A 17,929-nucleotide genomic window follows, 5' to 3' on the forward strand; every position below is an offset into this window, starting at 1 on the left:
GACTGCACCTTTTAAAAGAAGTCCTCACACAAAAAGCCGCTGATTGCTCAGCGGCCTTGTTTAATCGGGTGTGTTACTGCGCACCTTGCTTGTCGATCAGCGCGGCGAGCATTTCGTACTCTTCGCCGGTCAGGTCGGTCAGCGGTGCACGCACAGGACCTGCGTCATAGCCGGCAATTTTCGCACCCGCCTTGACGATGCTCACCGCGTAACCGGCTTTGCGGTTACGGATATCGAGGTACGGCAGGAAGAAGTCATCGATGATCTTGCCAACGGTGGCGTGATCTTCACGAGCGATGGCGTGGTAGAAATCCATCGCGGTTTTCGGGATGAAGTTGAACACCGCCGAGGAGTAGACCGGCACGCCCAGCGCCTTGTAGGCCGCTGCGTAGACTTCGGCGGTTGGCAAACCGCCCAGGTAGCTGAAGCGATCGCCGAGGCGGCGACGGATCGACACCATCAACTCGATATCGCCCAGGCCATCCTTGTAGCCGATCAGGTTCGGGCAGCGCTCGGCCAGACGTTCCAGCAGCGGCGCGGTCAGGCGGCAGACGTTGCGGTTGTAAACCACCACGCCGATTTTTACCGATTTGCACACGGCTTCAACGTGGGCGGCGACACCGTCCTGGCTGGCTTCGGTCAGGTAGTGCGGCAGCAGCAACAGACCTTTGGCGCCCAGACGCTCGGCTTCCTGTGCGTATTCGATGGCCTGGCGGGTCGAACCGCCCACACCGGCCAGGATTGGCACGCTGGTTTCGCACGTGTCGACGGCAGTCTTGATGATTTCCGAATATTCGCTGGCCGCCAGAGAGAAGAACTCACCGGTGCCGCCTGCGGCGAACAGAGCCGAGGCGCCGTATGGGGCCAGCCATTCGAGACGTTTGATGTAGCCCGCGCGATTGAAGTCGCCCTGAGCATTGAAATCGGTAACCGGGAAAGACAGCAGACCGGAAGAGAGGATGGACTTCAGTTCTTGTGGATTCATTATTCGAACACCCTGAGTTGCACGTTTGTGTGTGTGAGGAAATCGTTCAGCCTGCGCCGAAGTTGTAGGTCATCGTACAACTTAAAAAACAACCGTCAACTGCATTTCATCGCGGCATCCAAAATTTATGCGTCGGAAAAGTATTTTCTTGACGTAGGAAAGTTCTCCTCTATGCTCTGAATAACTGTATATACATACAGTTATCTTGAAACATACCGACGACATATCAAGGAGATAGAAATGTCAGGTCTACACGCACAAACCCAGGAAAAACCGAAGCAGGTCATCGCGGGTCTGGATGATCTGTTTACCGAGAACGGCATCGCCATTACCGGTAATGACCATCTGGTCCTGCGCCTCGACACCCATGGCACCGACGCCCATCAACCGCCCACCTCTGCATTCGGTAACGCCGTGAAAGGCAAGCCACAGCTGAGGTTCGAGGGTGGTGAACACACGGCCATCGGCGATAACACGCTGCTGCGTTTCGTCAAGGACGCACCCGCGATCGTGGCGTCGCAGGTCGAGCTGCACCTGCCGAACGGCTTGGCACTGACCTATGGGCAGGTCGTTGCGTTGGGAGGTGATTTCTATGGAATTGCGGATAAACCGGTCAGCGAAGGCGTAACCGCTGCCGACCGGGTCCAGCGCTTTACCGAGGCTTTCAATTCCCTGGCGGTCCTGCCGGCGTCCAATGCCGAGGCGAAGCTGATTCTCGCTGTCATGCAGAAGGAAATCGCTGCGGTTAAACAGGCAATCAAAGATGGCAAACAGCCCCACGAGGCGTATGACGCACTGGGTGATACGTTGTCAGAAGAGTGGAACAAAATCACCGGCGGCGGCAGTTTCGTCTCAGCCCTGTACCCATTGGGCCGCTACCTGAAACTGGCCGCCAACAACGCTGACCACTTCGCCGAGTGGGCACTGCTGGCCTACATCGCCGGGCACACCGCCGCGCTGCAACAAGCGGTGATCGCCCACAACAGTGGCGATGACACGTCGCTGGAACTGGCCTACGCGATGAACGCTTTCGCCGATCACTACCTGACCGACCTGTTTTCCGCCGGCCACCTGCGCGTGCCGCGCAAACAGTTGGCGGCGGTGGTCACGCCGAGCGACCTGGGCTCGTTGATTACCCGTTTCATGCACGACGAAGACAGCAAGTTCGGCCTCAACGTGCGCAATGGCGACGGCGCTCAATGGCATGCGTATGGCGACAAGCGCTACTTCGATGCAATCGACAGCGCCAATCGCATCCAGGTCAATCAAGCGGTCCAGGTGTCGGCGGATGAGATTTTCGCGGCTTACCTCAGCGGCATCACCCCGTCGCCGGGCAGTTTCGCGGCATTGAAAAAACTGCCGGATCTGCAAGCGGTGTTGAGCCCGGCGGGTAATTTCTCGCCGCTGTTCAAGGTCGAGGGCAACAAGGTGTTGCGGCGCAAGGACGTCAATAACCTGAATGACACCGCCACCGTCGATGACTGGTGGGGCTGGAGCACTTACCTGCTGCTCAAGGACTACAACCCGACTGGCAACGTAGCCTGATAAGGAGATCGATGATGACTATCAAATTGAAACTGGAACTGGCTTCGGGCGATTCGCTGAAGGGTGCGCCGTTGGAGTTGTTGGCTGAGGGCGTATCGATTGCTCGGGCGGTGGTGGGTGAGCGTGGGGAAGTGGTGTTCGATGCCAGGCCCGGTGTAGCTCGGTTGGCGGTGAGGGTGGATCGTTCGATTCTGCGTTCAGGCTGACGTTGTGGTGTAACGGCCACTGAGACTCCATCGCTGGCAAGCCAGCTCCTGCAGGAGCCGGCTTGCTGGCGATAGCGGTCTCTCGAGCAACCCGTAACCCGGGTTGAAATATTATCCCCGCTGCGCTTCAGCCTCTTCATGCGCATGACGCAACCGCTCGCGACTGTTCGTCAAATGCAAACGCATCGCCGCCCGCGCGGCATCGGAATCCTGACGCGCAATCGCATCGTAAATCTCTTCGTGCTCACGGCTCAGACGGCTCATGTAGTGCTGCTGGTCATCATGGGCCAGGCGCGCCGAGTTGAGGCGCGTACGCGGAATGATGCTGGTGCCCAGGTGAGTCATGATGTCGGTGAAATAGCGGTTGCCGGTCGACAGTGCGATTTGCAGGTGGAACTGAAAGTCCGAGGCCACGGCATCGCTGGCGTGGGCCGCGCTTTCGTTCAAGGCGTCCAGCGCGGCGCGCATCAACGCCAACTGTTCAGGGCTGCGGCGTTGCGCCGCGAGGCCGGCGGATTCCACTTCGAGGCTGATTCGCAGCTCCAGAATCGCCAGTACATCACGCAGCGTCACCACGGTGGCCGGATCGATACGAAAACCGCTTGGGCTCGGGGTATCGAGCACGAAGGTGCCGATGCCATGGCGGGTTTCCACCTGCCCGGCCGCCTGCAAACGGGAAATCGCCTCGCGAACCACGGTGCGACTGACGCCATGGGCATCCATGATCGCCGACTCGGTGGGCAACTTGTCGCCGCGCTTGAGGTGACCGTCGCGGATCTGCTCGGACAGCACCGTCACCAGTTCCTGTGCGAGGCTGCGGCGCTTGCGAGGGAGGCGAGGTACGTCGATCGGGTTTTCCATGGTGAACGTCTGTCTCGAAAAATTCGGCTGAAACCGCATCATAGCTCAACGCGGTTGTACGATCACCACCACCCCTATTGTAGGAGCGAGCTTGCTCGCTCCTACAATAGGGGTGGTGGTTATGCGGTCACGGTCTGATCCACCAGATGCCCGTTGTCGATGCGCACATGCCGTGGATGGAATCGTTTCAAACTGCTGCGATGCCCAACGCTGACAATGCTCAGCCCCGGAATCTCATCGATCAGCGCCTGATACAGCGACGCCTCATCCTCTTCGTCCATCGCCGAGGTCGCTTCGTCCATGTACAGCCATTGCGGTGCATAAAGCAGCGCACGGGCAAAGGCCACGCGTTGCTGTTCACCCGGCGAGAGCATGCGCTGCCAATGATTCGCTTCGTCCAGGCGCGAAACCAGGTGCGGCAAACGACAGGTTTCCAGCACGTGAACGTAACGCTCGTTCGGATAGGTGTCGCCAGCCTGTGGATAACTCAACACCTCGCGCAGCGTGCCAATCGGCAGATAAGGCTTTTGCGGCAGGAACAGATAGCGCGCCGCCGGCAGACGAATGCTGCCGTGGCCCGCCGGCCACAAATGCCCCATCGCCCGCAGCAACGTGGACTTGCCACTGCCGGAACGGCCGCTGAGCATTACGCGCTCGCCCTCCTCCACAGTCATGTCGGCGCTGGTCAGCAAGTGACGACCATCTGCGAGGTCGAGGCCCAGGTTATGCAGTTTCAACGCCGAGCCTGAATTCTGCACGTCGATCGCGGGTGCGCGCTCTTCGTTGTCGGTCATGGCCTGACGGAAACTCAGCAGACGATCACACGTGGCGCGCCACGACGCGAGGCTCTGGTACGCACTGATAAACCAGCTGAAACTTTCCTGCACATTGCCGAACGCCGAACTGATCTGCATCAGCTCGCCGAGTTCGATCTTGCCGGACAGGTAACGCGGCGAAGCGACGATGAACGGGAAGATGATGGCGGCCTGTTGGTAACCTGCGGTAAAGAACGTCAGACGCTTGGACACCTTCATGATGTCCCAGAAATTGTGCCAGACCATTCCGAAGCGGGTGCTCAAGCGACGGTTTTCATTGGGTTCGCCGTTGTACAGCGCAATGCTCTCGGCATTTTCGCGAATCCGCACCATGGAGAAACGCAGGTCGGCTTCGAAGCGTTGTTGCCGGTTGTTCAGGCCAATCAAACGGCGACCGATCAAGTGCGTTAACCAACTGCCAATCACGGCATACACCAGCACACACCAGAACATGTAGCCGGGAATGGTAAAACCGAACACTTCGATACTGCCCGACACGCCCCACAAAATGATCGAGAACGACACCAGGCTGACAATATTGCGAAGCAAACCGATGCCCAACTCCAGGGTGTTGGAGGTGAAGTTGTTGAGGTCTTCGGAAATCCGCTGGTCCGGGTTATCGGTGTAACCGCCCTGCTCCAGCTGGTAGTAATTCTTGTTGCCGAGCCAGCGGGCGAAATGCTTTTCCGTGAGCCAGGCACGCCAGCGAATGGTCAGCATCTGGGTCAGGTAGAGCCGGTACACGGCACCGACAATCGCCACCGCCGCAATCCCGCAGAAATACAGAATCAACCGCCAGAATGCCACTTCATCTTTTTGCTGCAGCGCGTTGTAAAAATCCTTGTACCAGGTGTTGAACCACACCGAGAGCCCCACGCTGACCAGCGATAACGCAATCACCGCGAGCAGCAACGTCCAGGCCTTGCCCTTCTCCTCGCTACGCCAATATGGCGTGATCATCGCCCAGACTTTGCGAAAAAACTGCCCGCGCACAGCATCGTTGACCGCGGAATATTCAGCGTTCTGATTCATGGATAAGGCTCGATAAAGAAAAGTACAGGCACGAACCGATCATAGAGGATCGGTTCGGTTTGTCGCGAGGCTCGGCCAGCATTCGTTCAGCGCAGGTTCAGCGACGAACGGGACGCTTCTGCAGTTTGCGCTGCAGCGTGCGCCGGTGCATGCCCAGGGCGCGGGCAGTGGCGGAGATGTTGCCTTCGTGTTCGGTCAACACGCGCTGGATGTGTTCCCACTGCAGGCGGTCCACCGACATCGGGTTTTCCGGCACCAGGGTGTCGAGGTCGGCATGCTCGGACAGCAACGCAGCAAGGACGTCATCGGCATCCGCCGGTTTGCACAGGTAGTTGCAGGCACCGCGCTTGATCGCCTCGACGGCAGTGGCAATGCTCGAGTAACCGGTGAGGATCACCACGCGCATGTCCGGGTCGAGCTCAAGCAGTTTGGGCAACAACACCAGACCCGAATCGCCGTCCATTTTCAGGTCCAGCGCGGCGTAATCCGGGATGTCGGCCTGGGCGATGGTCAGGCCTTCTTCGGCGGAACCGGCAGTGCTGACGCGAAAACCGCGGCGGGCCATGGCGCGCGCCATCACGCGGGTGAACGTGGCGTCGTCATCTACCAGCAGCAAGTGCGGCAGTTCTTCGCCTTCGACTTGGATCTCGTCACTCATGTTCGTCTCCTCGGGCGACACGGGGCAGGCGCAGCTCGGTGAGCGTGCCGCCTTCCTCATGACTGTAGAGTTTCACTGAGCCGCCGGCGCGTGTCACGCTGGCCTTGCTCAAAAACAGGCCCAGGCCGAAACCTTTGCCCTTAGTGGTAAAAAACGGTTTGCCGATCTGTTCGGCAATGGCCAGCGGCACACCGGCGCCGTGGTCGCGAATGCTGATGGTCAAATCCTCGGCATTCCAGTCCAGCGTCACTTGCAGCCCTTCGGGGCACGCATCAGCGGCGTTGTTGAGCAGATTCAGCAGCGCCTGGGTCAGGTCCGGCGGCGGCGCCATGCGCGGCACGGTGCCTTGGCCCAGGCGCTGGAAGCGGTAGCTGGCTTCCGGACGCATCAGGTGCCAGCGGTTCAGCGCTTCGTCGAGCCAGTCGGTAACGTCCTGCATTTCCACGGCCAAACGGCGATTGGCCTCTGCCGCCCGAACCAGCTGCTGCAAGGTCTCCTTGCAAAGTTTGACCTGATCCTGCAACACGCTCAGGTCGTCCTGCAACATCGGGTCGTGGTGGTCCTGACGCATTTCCTTGAGCAGTACGCTCATGGTCGCCAGCGGCGTGCCCAGCTCATGGGCGGCACCGGCGGCCTCGGTCGCGACGGCGAGCAATTGCTGATCACGCAGGCCTTCTTCGCGACGGATAGCACGTAGCTCTTCCTGCCGGCGCAGCTCTTCAGCCATGCGCGCGGCAAAAAACGTAATCACCGCCGCCGCGAGGGCGAAGCTCAGCCACATCCCGTAGACCTGCAGGTTTTCCCGGGCAATCGGGAAGGTTTGCAGCGGATAGAAACCCGCCAGCAGCAAGGTGTACATCGTCAGCGCGATGCCCGACAGGATCACCGAATAACGCCATGGCAGCGTCACGGCGGCGATGGTCAACGGCACCAGGTAATAAGAGACGAAAGGGTTGGTCGAGCCACCGGAGAAATACAGCAAGGCGCTGTGGATAAACAGGTCACAGGCCAGTTGCACGGCGTATTCGAGCTCAGTGACGGGCCATGAGGTGCGCAGGCGAATCGCCGTGAACGCGCACAGCAACATCGAACAACCGAGGGTCGCGGCCAGTTGAAACCAGGGCAGCGGCAGCAAGTCGAGCCAGTAAGCCAGTCCCACCGAACCAGCCTGGGCGGCCAGCACCAAGGTGCGGATGAACGTCAACCGCCAGAGGTTCTGGCGAGTCGCGGAAGTGATTTGAACGGGGGCGAGCATGAGCTCTCCTGATGAGCGCTCCAGGCGGATCGCACGGAGTATAACCAAGCACGGGGGCTGACAGGCAAAAGTGCGGCAAACGGCCACAGCCTCCAAGCAATGTATCTCTGACGAAGTACTCCCGTGGCGAGGGGGCTTGCCCCCTCACCACAGGGCCACCATCAATTCATCTGTATAGAAGTTGTAACTGTGCGAACCGGATCATTAAAGCTAGAGTCTGATGGTTTCACGCAGGCTCGGACCCAACCCCTGCGCATCGTCCAAGGAGATTTCATGCACACTTTCCGCCGCAGCGCCGCCCTACTCGCCCTCAGCGTCGGCACCGTCGCCAGCCTCCCGGCCCTGGCCGCCGACGAGCTGCATTACAACCAGATTTCCCTGCGCGCCGAAGTCAGTCAGGAAGTCGCCCGCGACCTGATGATCGTGACCCTCTACACCGAAGAACAAAACACCGACCCGGCCAAACTCGCCGCAGACGTCAGCACCACCATGAACAAGGCGCTGGCCCAGGCCAAACAAGTCAAAGACATCACCCTGCGCCAGGGCAGCCGCAACAGCTACCCGATCTACGACACCAAGGGCCAGAAAATCACCGGCTGGCGTGAACGCGCCGAACTGCGCCTGGAAAGCTCCGACTTCGCCGCGCTGTCGAAACTGACTGGCGAACTGCTCACCGACCTGAAAATGGGCGGCATGGACTTCGCCATCGCCACGCCAACCCGCAAGGCCAGTGAAGACGCACTGCTGAAAGATGCTGTAACCGCCTTCAAAGCCCGCGCACAACTGGCCACCGATGCACTGGGCGGCAAGGGTTACAAAATCGTCAACCTGAACCTCAACAGCAACGGCTACCCACAACCGTACATGCGCGGGCCGATCATGATGAAAGCGGCGAGCATGGACGCCGCGCCGGTGACACCGGAAGTCGAGGCCGGCACCAGCCAGGTCAGCATGACGGCGGATGGTGTGGTTGAAGTGTTGCTGCCTTGATTCGATAACCTGTACAAAAAACGGCGATCACCGAAGTGATCGCCGTTTTTTTATTGCCTCACGAAAGTCAGCGGAGGGACTGCCTGGCTTGCGGTGAACCACACCGCCGCCATCGTTAGCAAGTCGGCTCCTGCGAGGTCAGCGTATTTTCGCGAGAACAGGTTGGCTGGCAGGGCGCCTTCGCCAGCAAGCCGGCTCCTACAAGGTCTGCGTATGTCGGCGAGGATAGGTGGGTTGGCAGGGCACCATCGCCAGCAAGCCGGCTCCTACGAGGTCTGCGTATGTCGGCGAGGATAGGTTGGTTGGCAGGCCGCCATCGCCAGCAAGCCGGCTCCTACGAGGTCTGCGTGTATCCGCGAGAACAGGTTGGCTGGCAGGGCGCCATCGCTAGCAAGCCGGCTCCTACGAGGTCTGCGTATGTCGGCGAGGATAGGTTGGTTGGCAGGCCGCCATCGCCAGCAAGCCGGCTCCTACGAGGTCAGCGTGTATCCGCGAGAACAGGTTGGCTGGCAGGGCGCCATCGCTAGCAAGCCGGCTCCTGCGAGGTCAGCGTATGTCGGCGAGGATAGGTTGGTTGGCAGGCCGCCATCGCCAGCAAGCCGGCGCCTGCGAGGTCAGCGTATGTCGGCGAGGATAGGTTGGTTGGCAGGGCGCCATCGCCAGCAAGCCGGCGCCTGCGAGGTCTGCGTATGTCGGCGAGAACAGGTTGGCTGGCAGGGCGCCATCGCCAGCAAGCCGGCGCCTGCGAGGTCAGCGTATTTCGCGAGAACAGGTCGGTTGGGGGCCGTCTTCGCCAGCAAGCCGGCTCCTACAGGGATTGGGGGGAATCTGGGAGATCTGGTCGGCTGTGAGGCCGCCATCGCCAGCAAGCCGGCTCCTACAAAAGCAGATCGGCGTACCCCCGCTTCTCACCACTCATCAGGCCGAGCGTTAGCTCGCCTGCAGCTCTTGATCTTGATTCACCCGCCCCTTCGGGAGGCTGAGTGGAGGGGTTCATCCGGGGAGTGGCGCGCAGCGCCGTTCGACGCAGTCGAACTCATCGCATGTAGGTGCCAGCGAAGCCAACCGGAGGGCGATGCCCCCGGATGAATACCGGAGCGAAGGAACGCCGAGCCTTAGCGAGGGGCCGGACGCTCGGGGCGAGCCTTTTTTTGCTTACTTTTTTTTGGCGTTTGAAAAAAAAGTGAGTCGCCGTAAGGGCGAAACCGCCAGCCGCCGTTACCGCAGGAATGGATATATACACCGACAACAAGAAACCGGTCGGCTACCAGGCCGCCAAGATAAAGATCACTGCAAATACCAATGTGTACGCTGACAAACAGCAATGGGCCAAACTGTCCCCCCACACACAATAAATCCTTAAACAACAAATACCTGGCACAACAATCCCCCACTCGACGGCCTTACACCCCCCACCGACTTCAAGAACAGTCCCCTCGACCTCACTCCTTCTGCAAGGATGGGTATAAATAAGTAACACCACGCTCCAACCGGGTGCGCCAGACACCACGATCGCCCCCTGCCAGTGCACGGTTTGCACCGAAAAAACCGCGCGCAAACGGTCAAATGCGCACGAATTTATACATATGCGACATTAAGGTACGTTCGTGCCACTGTTTAACGCCTGTGGTCGTTCAGGATCTTGCATTGGGTATGGCCCCTGCATAAGTATCCGCAGGCACGGCTCACGAGGTCGTCCTCTAATTCCAAAAATGACAACAAATCATGAGGCCAACATGCTTAAACACGCGGTCATTCCGTTTTTAGTCGGCGCCAGCTTATTAGCTGCCGCACCTTTCGCCCAAGCGGCGACTAACCTGGTGTTTTGCTCCGAAGGGAGCCCGGCCGGTTTTGATCCTGGTCAGTACACCACCGGAACCGACTTCGACGCCTCTGCAGAAACCATGTTCAACCGCTTGACTCAGTTCGAGCGCGGCGGCACCGCCGTTATTCCTGGTCTGGCGACCAAATGGGACATCTCCGATGACGGCCTGACATACACCTTCCACCTGCGTGAAGGCGTCAAGTTCCACACCACCCCGTACTTCAAGCCCACTCGCGAGTTCAACGCCGACGACGTGCTGTTCACCTTTAATCGCATGATTAACAAGGATGACCCGTTCCGTAAGGCGTACCCGACCGAATTCCCGTACTTCACCGACATGGGGATGGACACCAACATCACCAAGATCGATAAAGTCGACGACAAGACCGTCAAGTTCACCCTCAAAGAAGTGGACGCGGCGTTCATCCAGAACATGGCCATGAGCTTCGCCTCGATCCAGTCCGCCGAGTACGCCGACAAGCTGCTCAAGGAAGGCAAAGCCGCCGATATCAACCAGAAGCCGGTCGGCACTGGCCCGTTCGTGTTCAAGAGCTACCAGAAAGACTCCAACATCCGCTACACCGGGAACAAGGACTACTGGAAGCCTGATGACGTCAAGATCGACAACCTGATCTTCGCCATCACCACCGACCCGTCGGTACGTATCCAGAAGCTGAAGAAGGGCGAGTGCCAGATCACTCTGTTCCCGCGTCCGGCCGACCTGAAGGCGCTGAAAGAAGACAAGACCCTGAAAGTGCCTGACCAGGCCGGTTTCAACCTGGGTTACATCGCCTACAACGTGATGGACAAGATCAAGGGCAGCGACCAGCCGAACCCGATGGCCCAACTGAAAGTGCGTCAGGCACTGGACATGGCCGTCAACAAGCAGCAGATCATCGACTCGGTTTACCAGGGTGCAGGTCAACTGGCCGTCAACGCCATGCCGCCGACCCAGTGGTCTTACGACACCACCATCAAGGATGCGCCGTACAATCCCGAGAAAGCCAAAGAGCTGCTCAAGGAAGCCGGCGTCAAGGAAGGCACCGAGATCAACTTGTGGGCGATGCCGGTACAGCGTCCTTACAACCCGAACGCCAAGCTGATGGCAGAAATGCTGCAGTCTGACTGGGCCAAGATCGGCATCAAAGCCAAGATCGTGACCTACGAGTGGGGCGAGTACATCAAGCGCTCCAAAGGCGGCGAAAACGGCGCGATGCTGATTGGCTGGAGCGGCGACAACGGTGACCCGGACAACTGGCTGAACGTGCTGTTCGGCTGCGATTCGCTGCAGGGCAACAACTTCTCCAAGTGGTGCGACAAGAAGTTCGACGGCATCGTCAAGGAAGCCAAGCGCACGACCGACCAGGGCAAGCGCACCGAACTGTACAAGCAGGCGCAACACGTCCTCAAAGACGCTGTTCCAATGACACCTATCGCTCACTCGACGGTGTTCCAACCCATGCGCAACGAAGTGCAGGATTTCAAGATCAGCCCATTCGGCTTGAACTCCTTCTACGGCGTTAGCGTCAGCAAATAAGATCTGGCAACGGCGACGTTTTTGACGTCGCCGTTGTTTTTTCTACCGAGAAAGCAGGAAACAACCTACATCCAGTTCCGCTGCGGACTACAGCAGTGACATCGGACGCGTTGCCCTTTCCTACAAGTCTTTAGGACTCTACGCATTTACTGCCGGAACCGCGGCTCATACCGTCGGGATCTGACCAGTGCATGCGTGGGCTCTCGGTTCTGCTGCACGTCATGGCTTGAGCTCAGTGACGCCTCCACGTCCCCGGACGGGACCGCGGCTCATTGAAAACACTTAGAGAAAGAGAAAAGGGAGCGTCATGCGTCATACCTTGGTTTTATCCGCATTGCTGGGCACCGGCCTGCTGGCCGCCACTTCCATCAGCCAGGCCGCCAATAACAGCCTGGTGTTCTGCTCCGAAGGCAGCCCGGCTGGTTTCGACACCGCGCAGTACACGACCGCGACCGATAACGATGCTGCCGAGCCGTTGTACAACCGACTCGCAGAGTTCGAAAAAGGCGCCACCAACGTCGTACCAGGCCTGGCAACAAGCTGGGATATTTCCGAAGACGGCCTCAAGTACACCTTTCACCTGCGCGAAGGGGTGAAATTTCACACAACCAAGTACTTCACGCCGAACCGTGATTTCAACGCCGACGACGTGCTGTTCACGTTCAATCGCATGCTCGATCCGCAGCAACCTTTCCGTAAGGCCTATCCCACCGAATTCCCGTACTTCAACGGGATGAGCCTGAACAAGAACATCGCCAAGGTCGAGAAGACCGGCCCGCTGACCGTGGTCATGACGCTCAATAGCGTGGACGCCGCGTTCATCCAGAACATCGCCATGAGCTTCGCCGCCATCCTGTCCGCCGAATACGCCGACAAGCTGCTGGCCGAAGGCAAGCCGAGCGACATCAACCAGAAGCCGATCGGCACCGGACCGTTCGTATTCAAGAGCTACCAGAAAGATTCCAACATCCGTTACAGCGGCAACAAGCAGTACTGGGACCCGAGCCGGGTCAAGCTCGACAACCTGATTTTCGCCATCAACACCGACGCCTCGGTGCGTGTGCAGAAGCTCAAGGCCAACGAGTGCCAGATCACCCTGCACCCCCGCCCTGCCGATGTCGAAGCGCTGAAGAACGACACCAAACTCAAACTCATCGAGAAGCCCGGTTTCAACCTCGGCTACATCGCCTACAACGTGCGCCACAAGCCGTTCGACCAGCTTGAAGTGCGTCAGGCGCTGGACATGGCGGTGAACAAGCAAGGCATTCTCAACGCGGTATACCAAGGCGCCGGGCAACTTGCGCAAAACGCCATGCCGCCGACCCAATGGTCCTACGACGAGACCATCAAGGACGCCGCCTACAACCCGGAAAAAGCCAAGGAACTGCTCAAGGCTGCCGGCGTGAAGGAAGGCACCGAAATCACTTTATGGGCAATGCCGGTTCAGCGCCCGTACAACCCGAACGCCAAGTTGATGGCCGAGATGCTCCAGGCTGACTGGGCGAAAATCGGTCTCAAAGTGAAGATCGTCAGCTACGAATGGGGCGAGTACATCAAGCGCACCAAGAATGGCGAGCACGACGTCAGCCTGATTGGCTGGACCGGTGACAACGGGGACCCGGACAACTGGCTCGGCACGCTTTACAGCTGCGACGCCATTGGCGGCAACAACTATTCCCAATGGTGTGATCCGGCTTACGACAAGCTGATCAAGCAGGCCAAGGTCGTCACCGATCGTGACCAGCGCACCGTGCTCTACAAACAGGCTCAGCAGTTGCTCAAGCAGCAAGTGCCGATCACGCCTGTCGCCCACTCGACGGTCAACCAGCCGTTGAGCGCCAAAGTCGAAGGATTCAAGGTGAGTCCTTTCGGCCGCAACGTGTTCTCGGGCGTCAGTATCGACCAATAACCGATTAGCCAAAAACGCTGGGGGCGGATTCCGCCCTCACGCAAGCGTATTGCCGTAATTCGCCCAACAGGCGTGCAGCAAACGTTTGCGATGCCTTGTTTGAGTTACAAACCAATAGTCGGATCACCAAAAAAGACCGGCATTAAAAAAAGAAAGTAAGGAGCTTCACCCATGAAACTGAGCAGCACCGCGTTATTGGCCCTGGCCATCAGCAGCGTCACCGCCACGGCATACGCAGAATCCCAAAGCCAGGACTTCGTTCCGACCCAACTGGCAAGCACCAACGCACAGTCCGAAGCCAAGGGCTTCATTGATGGTCAGAGCCTGTCGGGCAGTACCCGTAACTGGTACGCCAACGAAGATAAACAGCGAGGCGCTACCTACAAGTACGAGCGCCACGGCGAAACCCTGACCGGCACGCGCCGTATCAACTGGGTTCAGGGCACCATCCTGAATTACACCTCGGGTTTCACCCAAGGCACCGTGGGTTTCAGCACCGAAGTCGCTGCTTACAATGCCATTGCACTGGATCGTAGCCGCGAAGACATCAAGGGCGGTTCCAACCGTACCCTGGCTCACACCAACGGCGACGCGGTGGATCAGTGGAGCAAACTGGGCCTGGCCAACGTCAAGGCGCGTATCTCCAACACCACCCTGACCGCCGGCCGCCAGAACTTCAGCAGCCCGATCGTCGACGTCATCGGCAACCGTCCGCTGCCTTCGAGCTTTGAGGGTGTGACCATTCACAGCGAAGAGTTCGACAACCTGTCGTTCGACCTCGGCACCTTCGACCGCGTATCGCCTCGTACCGAGCAGAGCCTGTCGAAATTTCGCTCTGAGTACACGAACAACAGCGCTGAAACCGACCACGTAAACACCGCGGGCCTGAACTATCAGCCGCTGAAGAGCCTGAAAACCAGCCTGTACGCGAGCAACGTAGAAGATTTCTGGAACCAGTACTACTTTGGCGCCACTCACGAACTGGGCGACAGCTCGATCCTGAGTCTGACCACCGGCCTGAACTACTACAAAACCGTCGACGAAGGCAAAAAGTTGATGGGTGAGATCGACAACGACACTTACTCGCTGTCGTTGGGCCTGACTCACCTCGCCCATAGCCTGACGTTCTCTTATCAGGAAGTGAACGGTAACGAGTACTTCGACTACCTGCATGAAACCAACGGCATTTACCTGGCCAACTCCTTGCTGTCCGACTTCAACGGCCCGAACGAGAAGTCCTTCCAGATCGCCTACGGCCTCAACATGGCCGAATACGGCGTGCCAGGCCTGAAGTTCAACATCTACCAGGCTCGCGGCTGGGGCATCGACGGTACGCACTACACCGGTACCGCCTACGACGTACGTAATATGGACGGCGAGAACCACTATGAATACGGCATCGGTACTTCGTACGCCGTACAGAGCGGTCCGCTCAAGGCCACCACAGTTCGCGCTACCTACACCACCCACCGCGCCAGCGATAACCAGGCTGACGGTAGCATCAACGAGTTCCGTCTCGTGACCACCATCCCGTTCAAAATTTTGTAAAAAGCGCCAGCCGACGGCTGACTCATGATGAGTCGGCCATTCGGTTTCTTCCTGTTCAACCGATTGCAGAGGGTTCTTGATGAAAATGCTTCCCCTACGTGCGGCCATCGCTGCCGCGTTGCTGAGTGTTGCCGTTGGCGTCTCGGCCAAACCCCTGGTGGTTTGTACCGAAGCCAGTCCGGAAGGCTTCGACATGGTTCAGTACACGACTGCAGTCACCGCCGATGCAGTGGCCGAAACCATCTTCAACCGCCTGGCGGACTTCAAGCCCGGCACCACGGAAGTGATTCCGGCACTGGCCGAGTCCTGGGATATCAGCGAAGACGGCCTGACCTACACCTTCCACCTGCGCAAAGGCGTCAAGTTTCACACCACCGAATACTTCAAGCCGACCCGCGACATGAACGCCGACGACGTGGTCTGGAGCTTCCAGCGTCAGCTGGACCCGAATCACCCATGGCACAAGCTGTCGAGCGTGGGCTTCCCGTACTTTGAAAGCATGGGCTTCAAGGAACTGCTCAAAAGCGTAGAGAAGATCGACGACAACACAGTCAAATTCACCCTGACCCGTCGCGAAGCGCCGTTCCTGGCCGACATCGCCATGGCGTTCTCCTCGATTTACCCTGCCGAGTACGCTGACCAGCTGCTCAAGACAAACAAGACCGGCGACCTGAACAACAAACCGGTCGGCACCGGCCCGTTCATTTTCCAGCGTTACGCCAAGGACGCTCAGGTTCGCTTCAAGGCCAACCCGGACTACTTCCGTGGCAAGCCGCCGGCAGACTCGTTGATCCTGGCCATCGCCACCGACAACAACGTGCGCCTGCAAAAGCTCAAGGCCAACGAATGCCAGGTGGCGCTGTATCCGAAGCCGGATGACATCCCGAGCATCAAGAAAGACGCCAAACTGAGCGTCGATGAACTGAACGCGATGACCGTTTCATACATCGCCATGAACACCACGCACAAATACATGAGTGATGTGCGGGTGCGCAAAGCCATCGACATCGCCTTCGATAAAGAGGCTTATGTCAACGCGCTGTTCGGTAAAGGCAATGCGACGGTGGCGGTCAACCCATTCCCGGATACGCTGCTGGGCTACAACCACGATCTGAAGAATCCGCCCCGCGATCTGGACAAGGCCCGCGCCCTGCTCAAGGAAGCCGGTGTACCGGAAGGCACCACCTTCACCCTGTTCACCCGCAACGGTGGCGGCCCGACCAACCCGAACCCGATGCTCGGCGCGCAGATGATGCAGGCTGACCTGGCCAAGGTCGGGATCAAGATCGACATTCGCGTGATGGAATGGGGCGAAATGCTCAAACGCGCGAAAAACGGCGAGCACGATATGGTTTCCGCCGGATGGACGGGCGATAACGGCGACCCGGATAACTTCCTGACGCCTATGCTCAGTTGCGAAGCCGCGAAGAACGGCGAAAACTATGCGCGCTGGTGCAATGACAAATTCCAGACGCTGATCGACCAGGCCCGGGAAAAAACCGATCCGGCCGAGCGGGCAGCGCTGTACGAACAGGCTCAGGTTATTTTTAACCAGGACCAGCCATGGATCAGCATGGCGCACACTAGAATGTTCACCGCAATGCGCAACAACGTAGAGGGCTATCACATTAGCCCCCTCACCACTAATAACTTCGCCACCACCCAGGTGAAGTAGATAAGAAAACTCCCGGTGTCCCTGACTCCAGGGACACCAGGCACGCCTAACCGGCTGATGAGGTACACCAGAAGATGTTTAGTTTTATTGCCCGCCGATTGGGGTTATTGATCCCCACGTTCTTCGGCATCACCTTGCTGACTTTCGCGTTGATTCGCATGATTCCAGGCGACCCCGTGGAAGTAATGATGGGCGAACGTCGAGTCGACCCCGAAATGCATGCTCAGGCAATGGAACGCCTAGGTCTGAACAAACCGCTGTATGCCCAATACCTGGATTACATTGGCAAACTGGCCCACGGCGATCTCGGCGAATCCCTGCGTACCCGGGAAAGCGTCTGGAGCGAATTCACCTCCCTATTCCCTGCGACCCTGGAATTGTCCATGGCCGCCCTGTTGTTCGCCGGCATCCTGGGCCTGTTGGCCGGGGTGATTGCGGCACTCAAGCGAGGATCCCTGTTCGACCACGGGGTGATGGGCATCTCCCTGGCGGGATATTCGATGCCGATCTTCTGGTGGGGCCTGATCCTGATCATGTTCTTCTCGGTGTCACTGGGCTGGACGCCAGTGTCCGGGCGGATCGACCTGCTCTATGACATCGAGCCGCGCACCGGCTTCATGCTCATCGACACGCTGCTGGCCGATGACGTCGGCGCGTTCTTCGATGCCCTGCATCACCTCATCCTGCCGGCCATCGTGCTCGGCACCATTCCGCTGGCTGTTATTGCGCGGATGACCCGTTCGTCGATGCTCGAAGTGCTGCGTGAGGATTACATCCGTACCGCCCGCGCCAAAGGCCTGTCGCCGTCGCGCGTGGTGTTCGTGCACGGCCTGCGCAACGCGCTGATTCCGGTGCTGACGGTGGTCGGCCTGCAAGTCGGCACATTGCTGGCCGGTGCGGTCCTGACCGAAACCATTTTCTCGTGGCCCGGCATCGGCAAATGGCTGATCGAAGCCATTGGCGCACGGGATTACCCCGTGGTGCAAAACGGCATCCTGTTAATCGCCTGCCTGGTGATTCTGGTCAACTTCGTGGTGGACATCCTCTACGGCTTTGCCAACCCACGCATCCGTCACCAGCGCTGAGAT

At 58.8% G+C, this 17,929-nt stretch carries 13 protein-coding genes; 8 read left to right on the forward strand and 5 right to left on the reverse strand.

From position 1 onward, the window contains the following. Window positions 1-73 precede the first annotated feature (73 nt). Window positions 74-985, reverse strand: a complete 912-nt coding sequence (gene kdgD / locus FBY04_RS06535; protein ID WP_084318086.1) for a 5-dehydro-4-deoxyglucarate dehydratase — start codon at window positions 983-985, stop codon at window positions 74-76. Between the two features lie 240 nt (window positions 986-1,225). Between kdgD and FBY04_RS06540 the strand changes: the two genes are divergently transcribed. After that, entirely contained in the window at window positions 1,226-2,530 is a 1,305-nt protein-coding gene (locus FBY04_RS06540; RefSeq protein ID WP_145314816.1) for a phospholipase, read from the forward strand. Between the two features lie 14 nt (window positions 2,531-2,544). Then, complete coding sequence (locus tag FBY04_RS06545) at window positions 2,545-2,736, forward strand: hypothetical protein (RefSeq protein ID WP_145314817.1); 192 nt, start codon at window positions 2,545-2,547, stop codon at window positions 2,734-2,736. A 111-nt stretch (window positions 2,737-2,847) separates the two neighbouring features. On the opposite strand, the gene FBY04_RS06550 is transcribed toward FBY04_RS06545, so the two are convergent. From FBY04_RS06550 to FBY04_RS06565, 4 genes are all read right to left on the reverse strand, one after another. Next, the gene (locus FBY04_RS06550; RefSeq protein ID WP_174602648.1) at window positions 2,848-3,597 is read right to left on the reverse strand and encodes a FadR/GntR family transcriptional regulator; all 750 of its coding nucleotides are present in this window, start codon (window positions 3,595-3,597) and stop codon (window positions 2,848-2,850) included. A 119-nt stretch (window positions 3,598-3,716) separates the two neighbouring features. After that, on the reverse strand, window positions 3,717-5,444 hold the full coding sequence (locus FBY04_RS06555; RefSeq protein WP_084318082.1) for an ABC transporter ATP-binding protein/permease: 1,728 nt from the start codon (window positions 5,442-5,444) through the stop codon (window positions 3,717-3,719). Between the two features lie 97 nt (window positions 5,445-5,541). Then, on the reverse strand, window positions 5,542-6,102 hold the full coding sequence (locus FBY04_RS06560) for a response regulator transcription factor (protein WP_017336511.1): 561 nt from the start codon (window positions 6,100-6,102) through the stop codon (window positions 5,542-5,544). Then, window positions 6,095-7,357: an ATP-binding protein gene (locus FBY04_RS06565; RefSeq protein WP_017336510.1), complete on the reverse strand. Its 1,263-nt coding sequence runs from the start codon at window positions 7,355-7,357 to the stop codon at window positions 6,095-6,097. Before FBY04_RS06565 ends, FBY04_RS06560 begins: the two co-directional genes overlap by 8 nt. A 273-nt stretch (window positions 7,358-7,630) precedes the next feature. Between FBY04_RS06565 and FBY04_RS06570 the strand changes: the two genes are divergently transcribed. From FBY04_RS06570 to FBY04_RS06600, 6 genes are all read left to right on the forward strand, one after another. Further along, entirely contained in the window at window positions 7,631-8,347 is a 717-nt protein-coding gene (locus FBY04_RS06570; RefSeq protein ID WP_145314818.1) for an SIMPL domain-containing protein, read from the forward strand. Window positions 8,348-10,083: 1,736 nt separating this feature from the next. Next, entirely contained in the window at window positions 10,084-11,709 is a 1,626-nt protein-coding gene (locus FBY04_RS06580; RefSeq protein ID WP_084318080.1) for an ABC transporter substrate-binding protein, read from the forward strand. A gap of 307 nt (window positions 11,710-12,016) precedes the next feature. Beyond that, entirely contained in the window at window positions 12,017-13,618 is a 1,602-nt protein-coding gene (locus FBY04_RS06585; protein WP_145314819.1) for an ABC transporter substrate-binding protein, read from the forward strand. 171 nt (window positions 13,619-13,789) lie between these two features. Beyond that, window positions 13,790-15,166 carry an OprD family porin gene (locus FBY04_RS06590; RefSeq protein ID WP_084318078.1) on the forward strand — a complete coding sequence of 459 codons (1,377 nt, stop codon included), beginning with the start codon at window positions 13,790-13,792 and terminating at the stop codon, window positions 15,164-15,166. Between the two features lie 79 nt (window positions 15,167-15,245). Further along, the gene (locus tag FBY04_RS06595; RefSeq protein WP_145314820.1) at window positions 15,246-16,841 is read left to right on the forward strand and encodes an ABC transporter substrate-binding protein; all 1,596 of its coding nucleotides are present in this window, start codon (window positions 15,246-15,248) and stop codon (window positions 16,839-16,841) included. Between the two features lie 74 nt (window positions 16,842-16,915). Further along, window positions 16,916-17,926, forward strand: coding sequence for an ABC transporter permease subunit (locus FBY04_RS06600; RefSeq protein ID WP_017336505.1), 1,011 nt, complete (start codon window positions 16,916-16,918; stop codon window positions 17,924-17,926). The last annotated feature ends 3 nt before the right edge of the window (window positions 17,927-17,929 follow it).

The organism is Pseudomonas sp. SJZ080 (assembly GCF_007828295.1).
GTDB classification, from domain to species: Bacteria; Pseudomonadota; Gammaproteobacteria; order Pseudomonadales; family Pseudomonadaceae; genus Aquipseudomonas; species Aquipseudomonas migulae_A.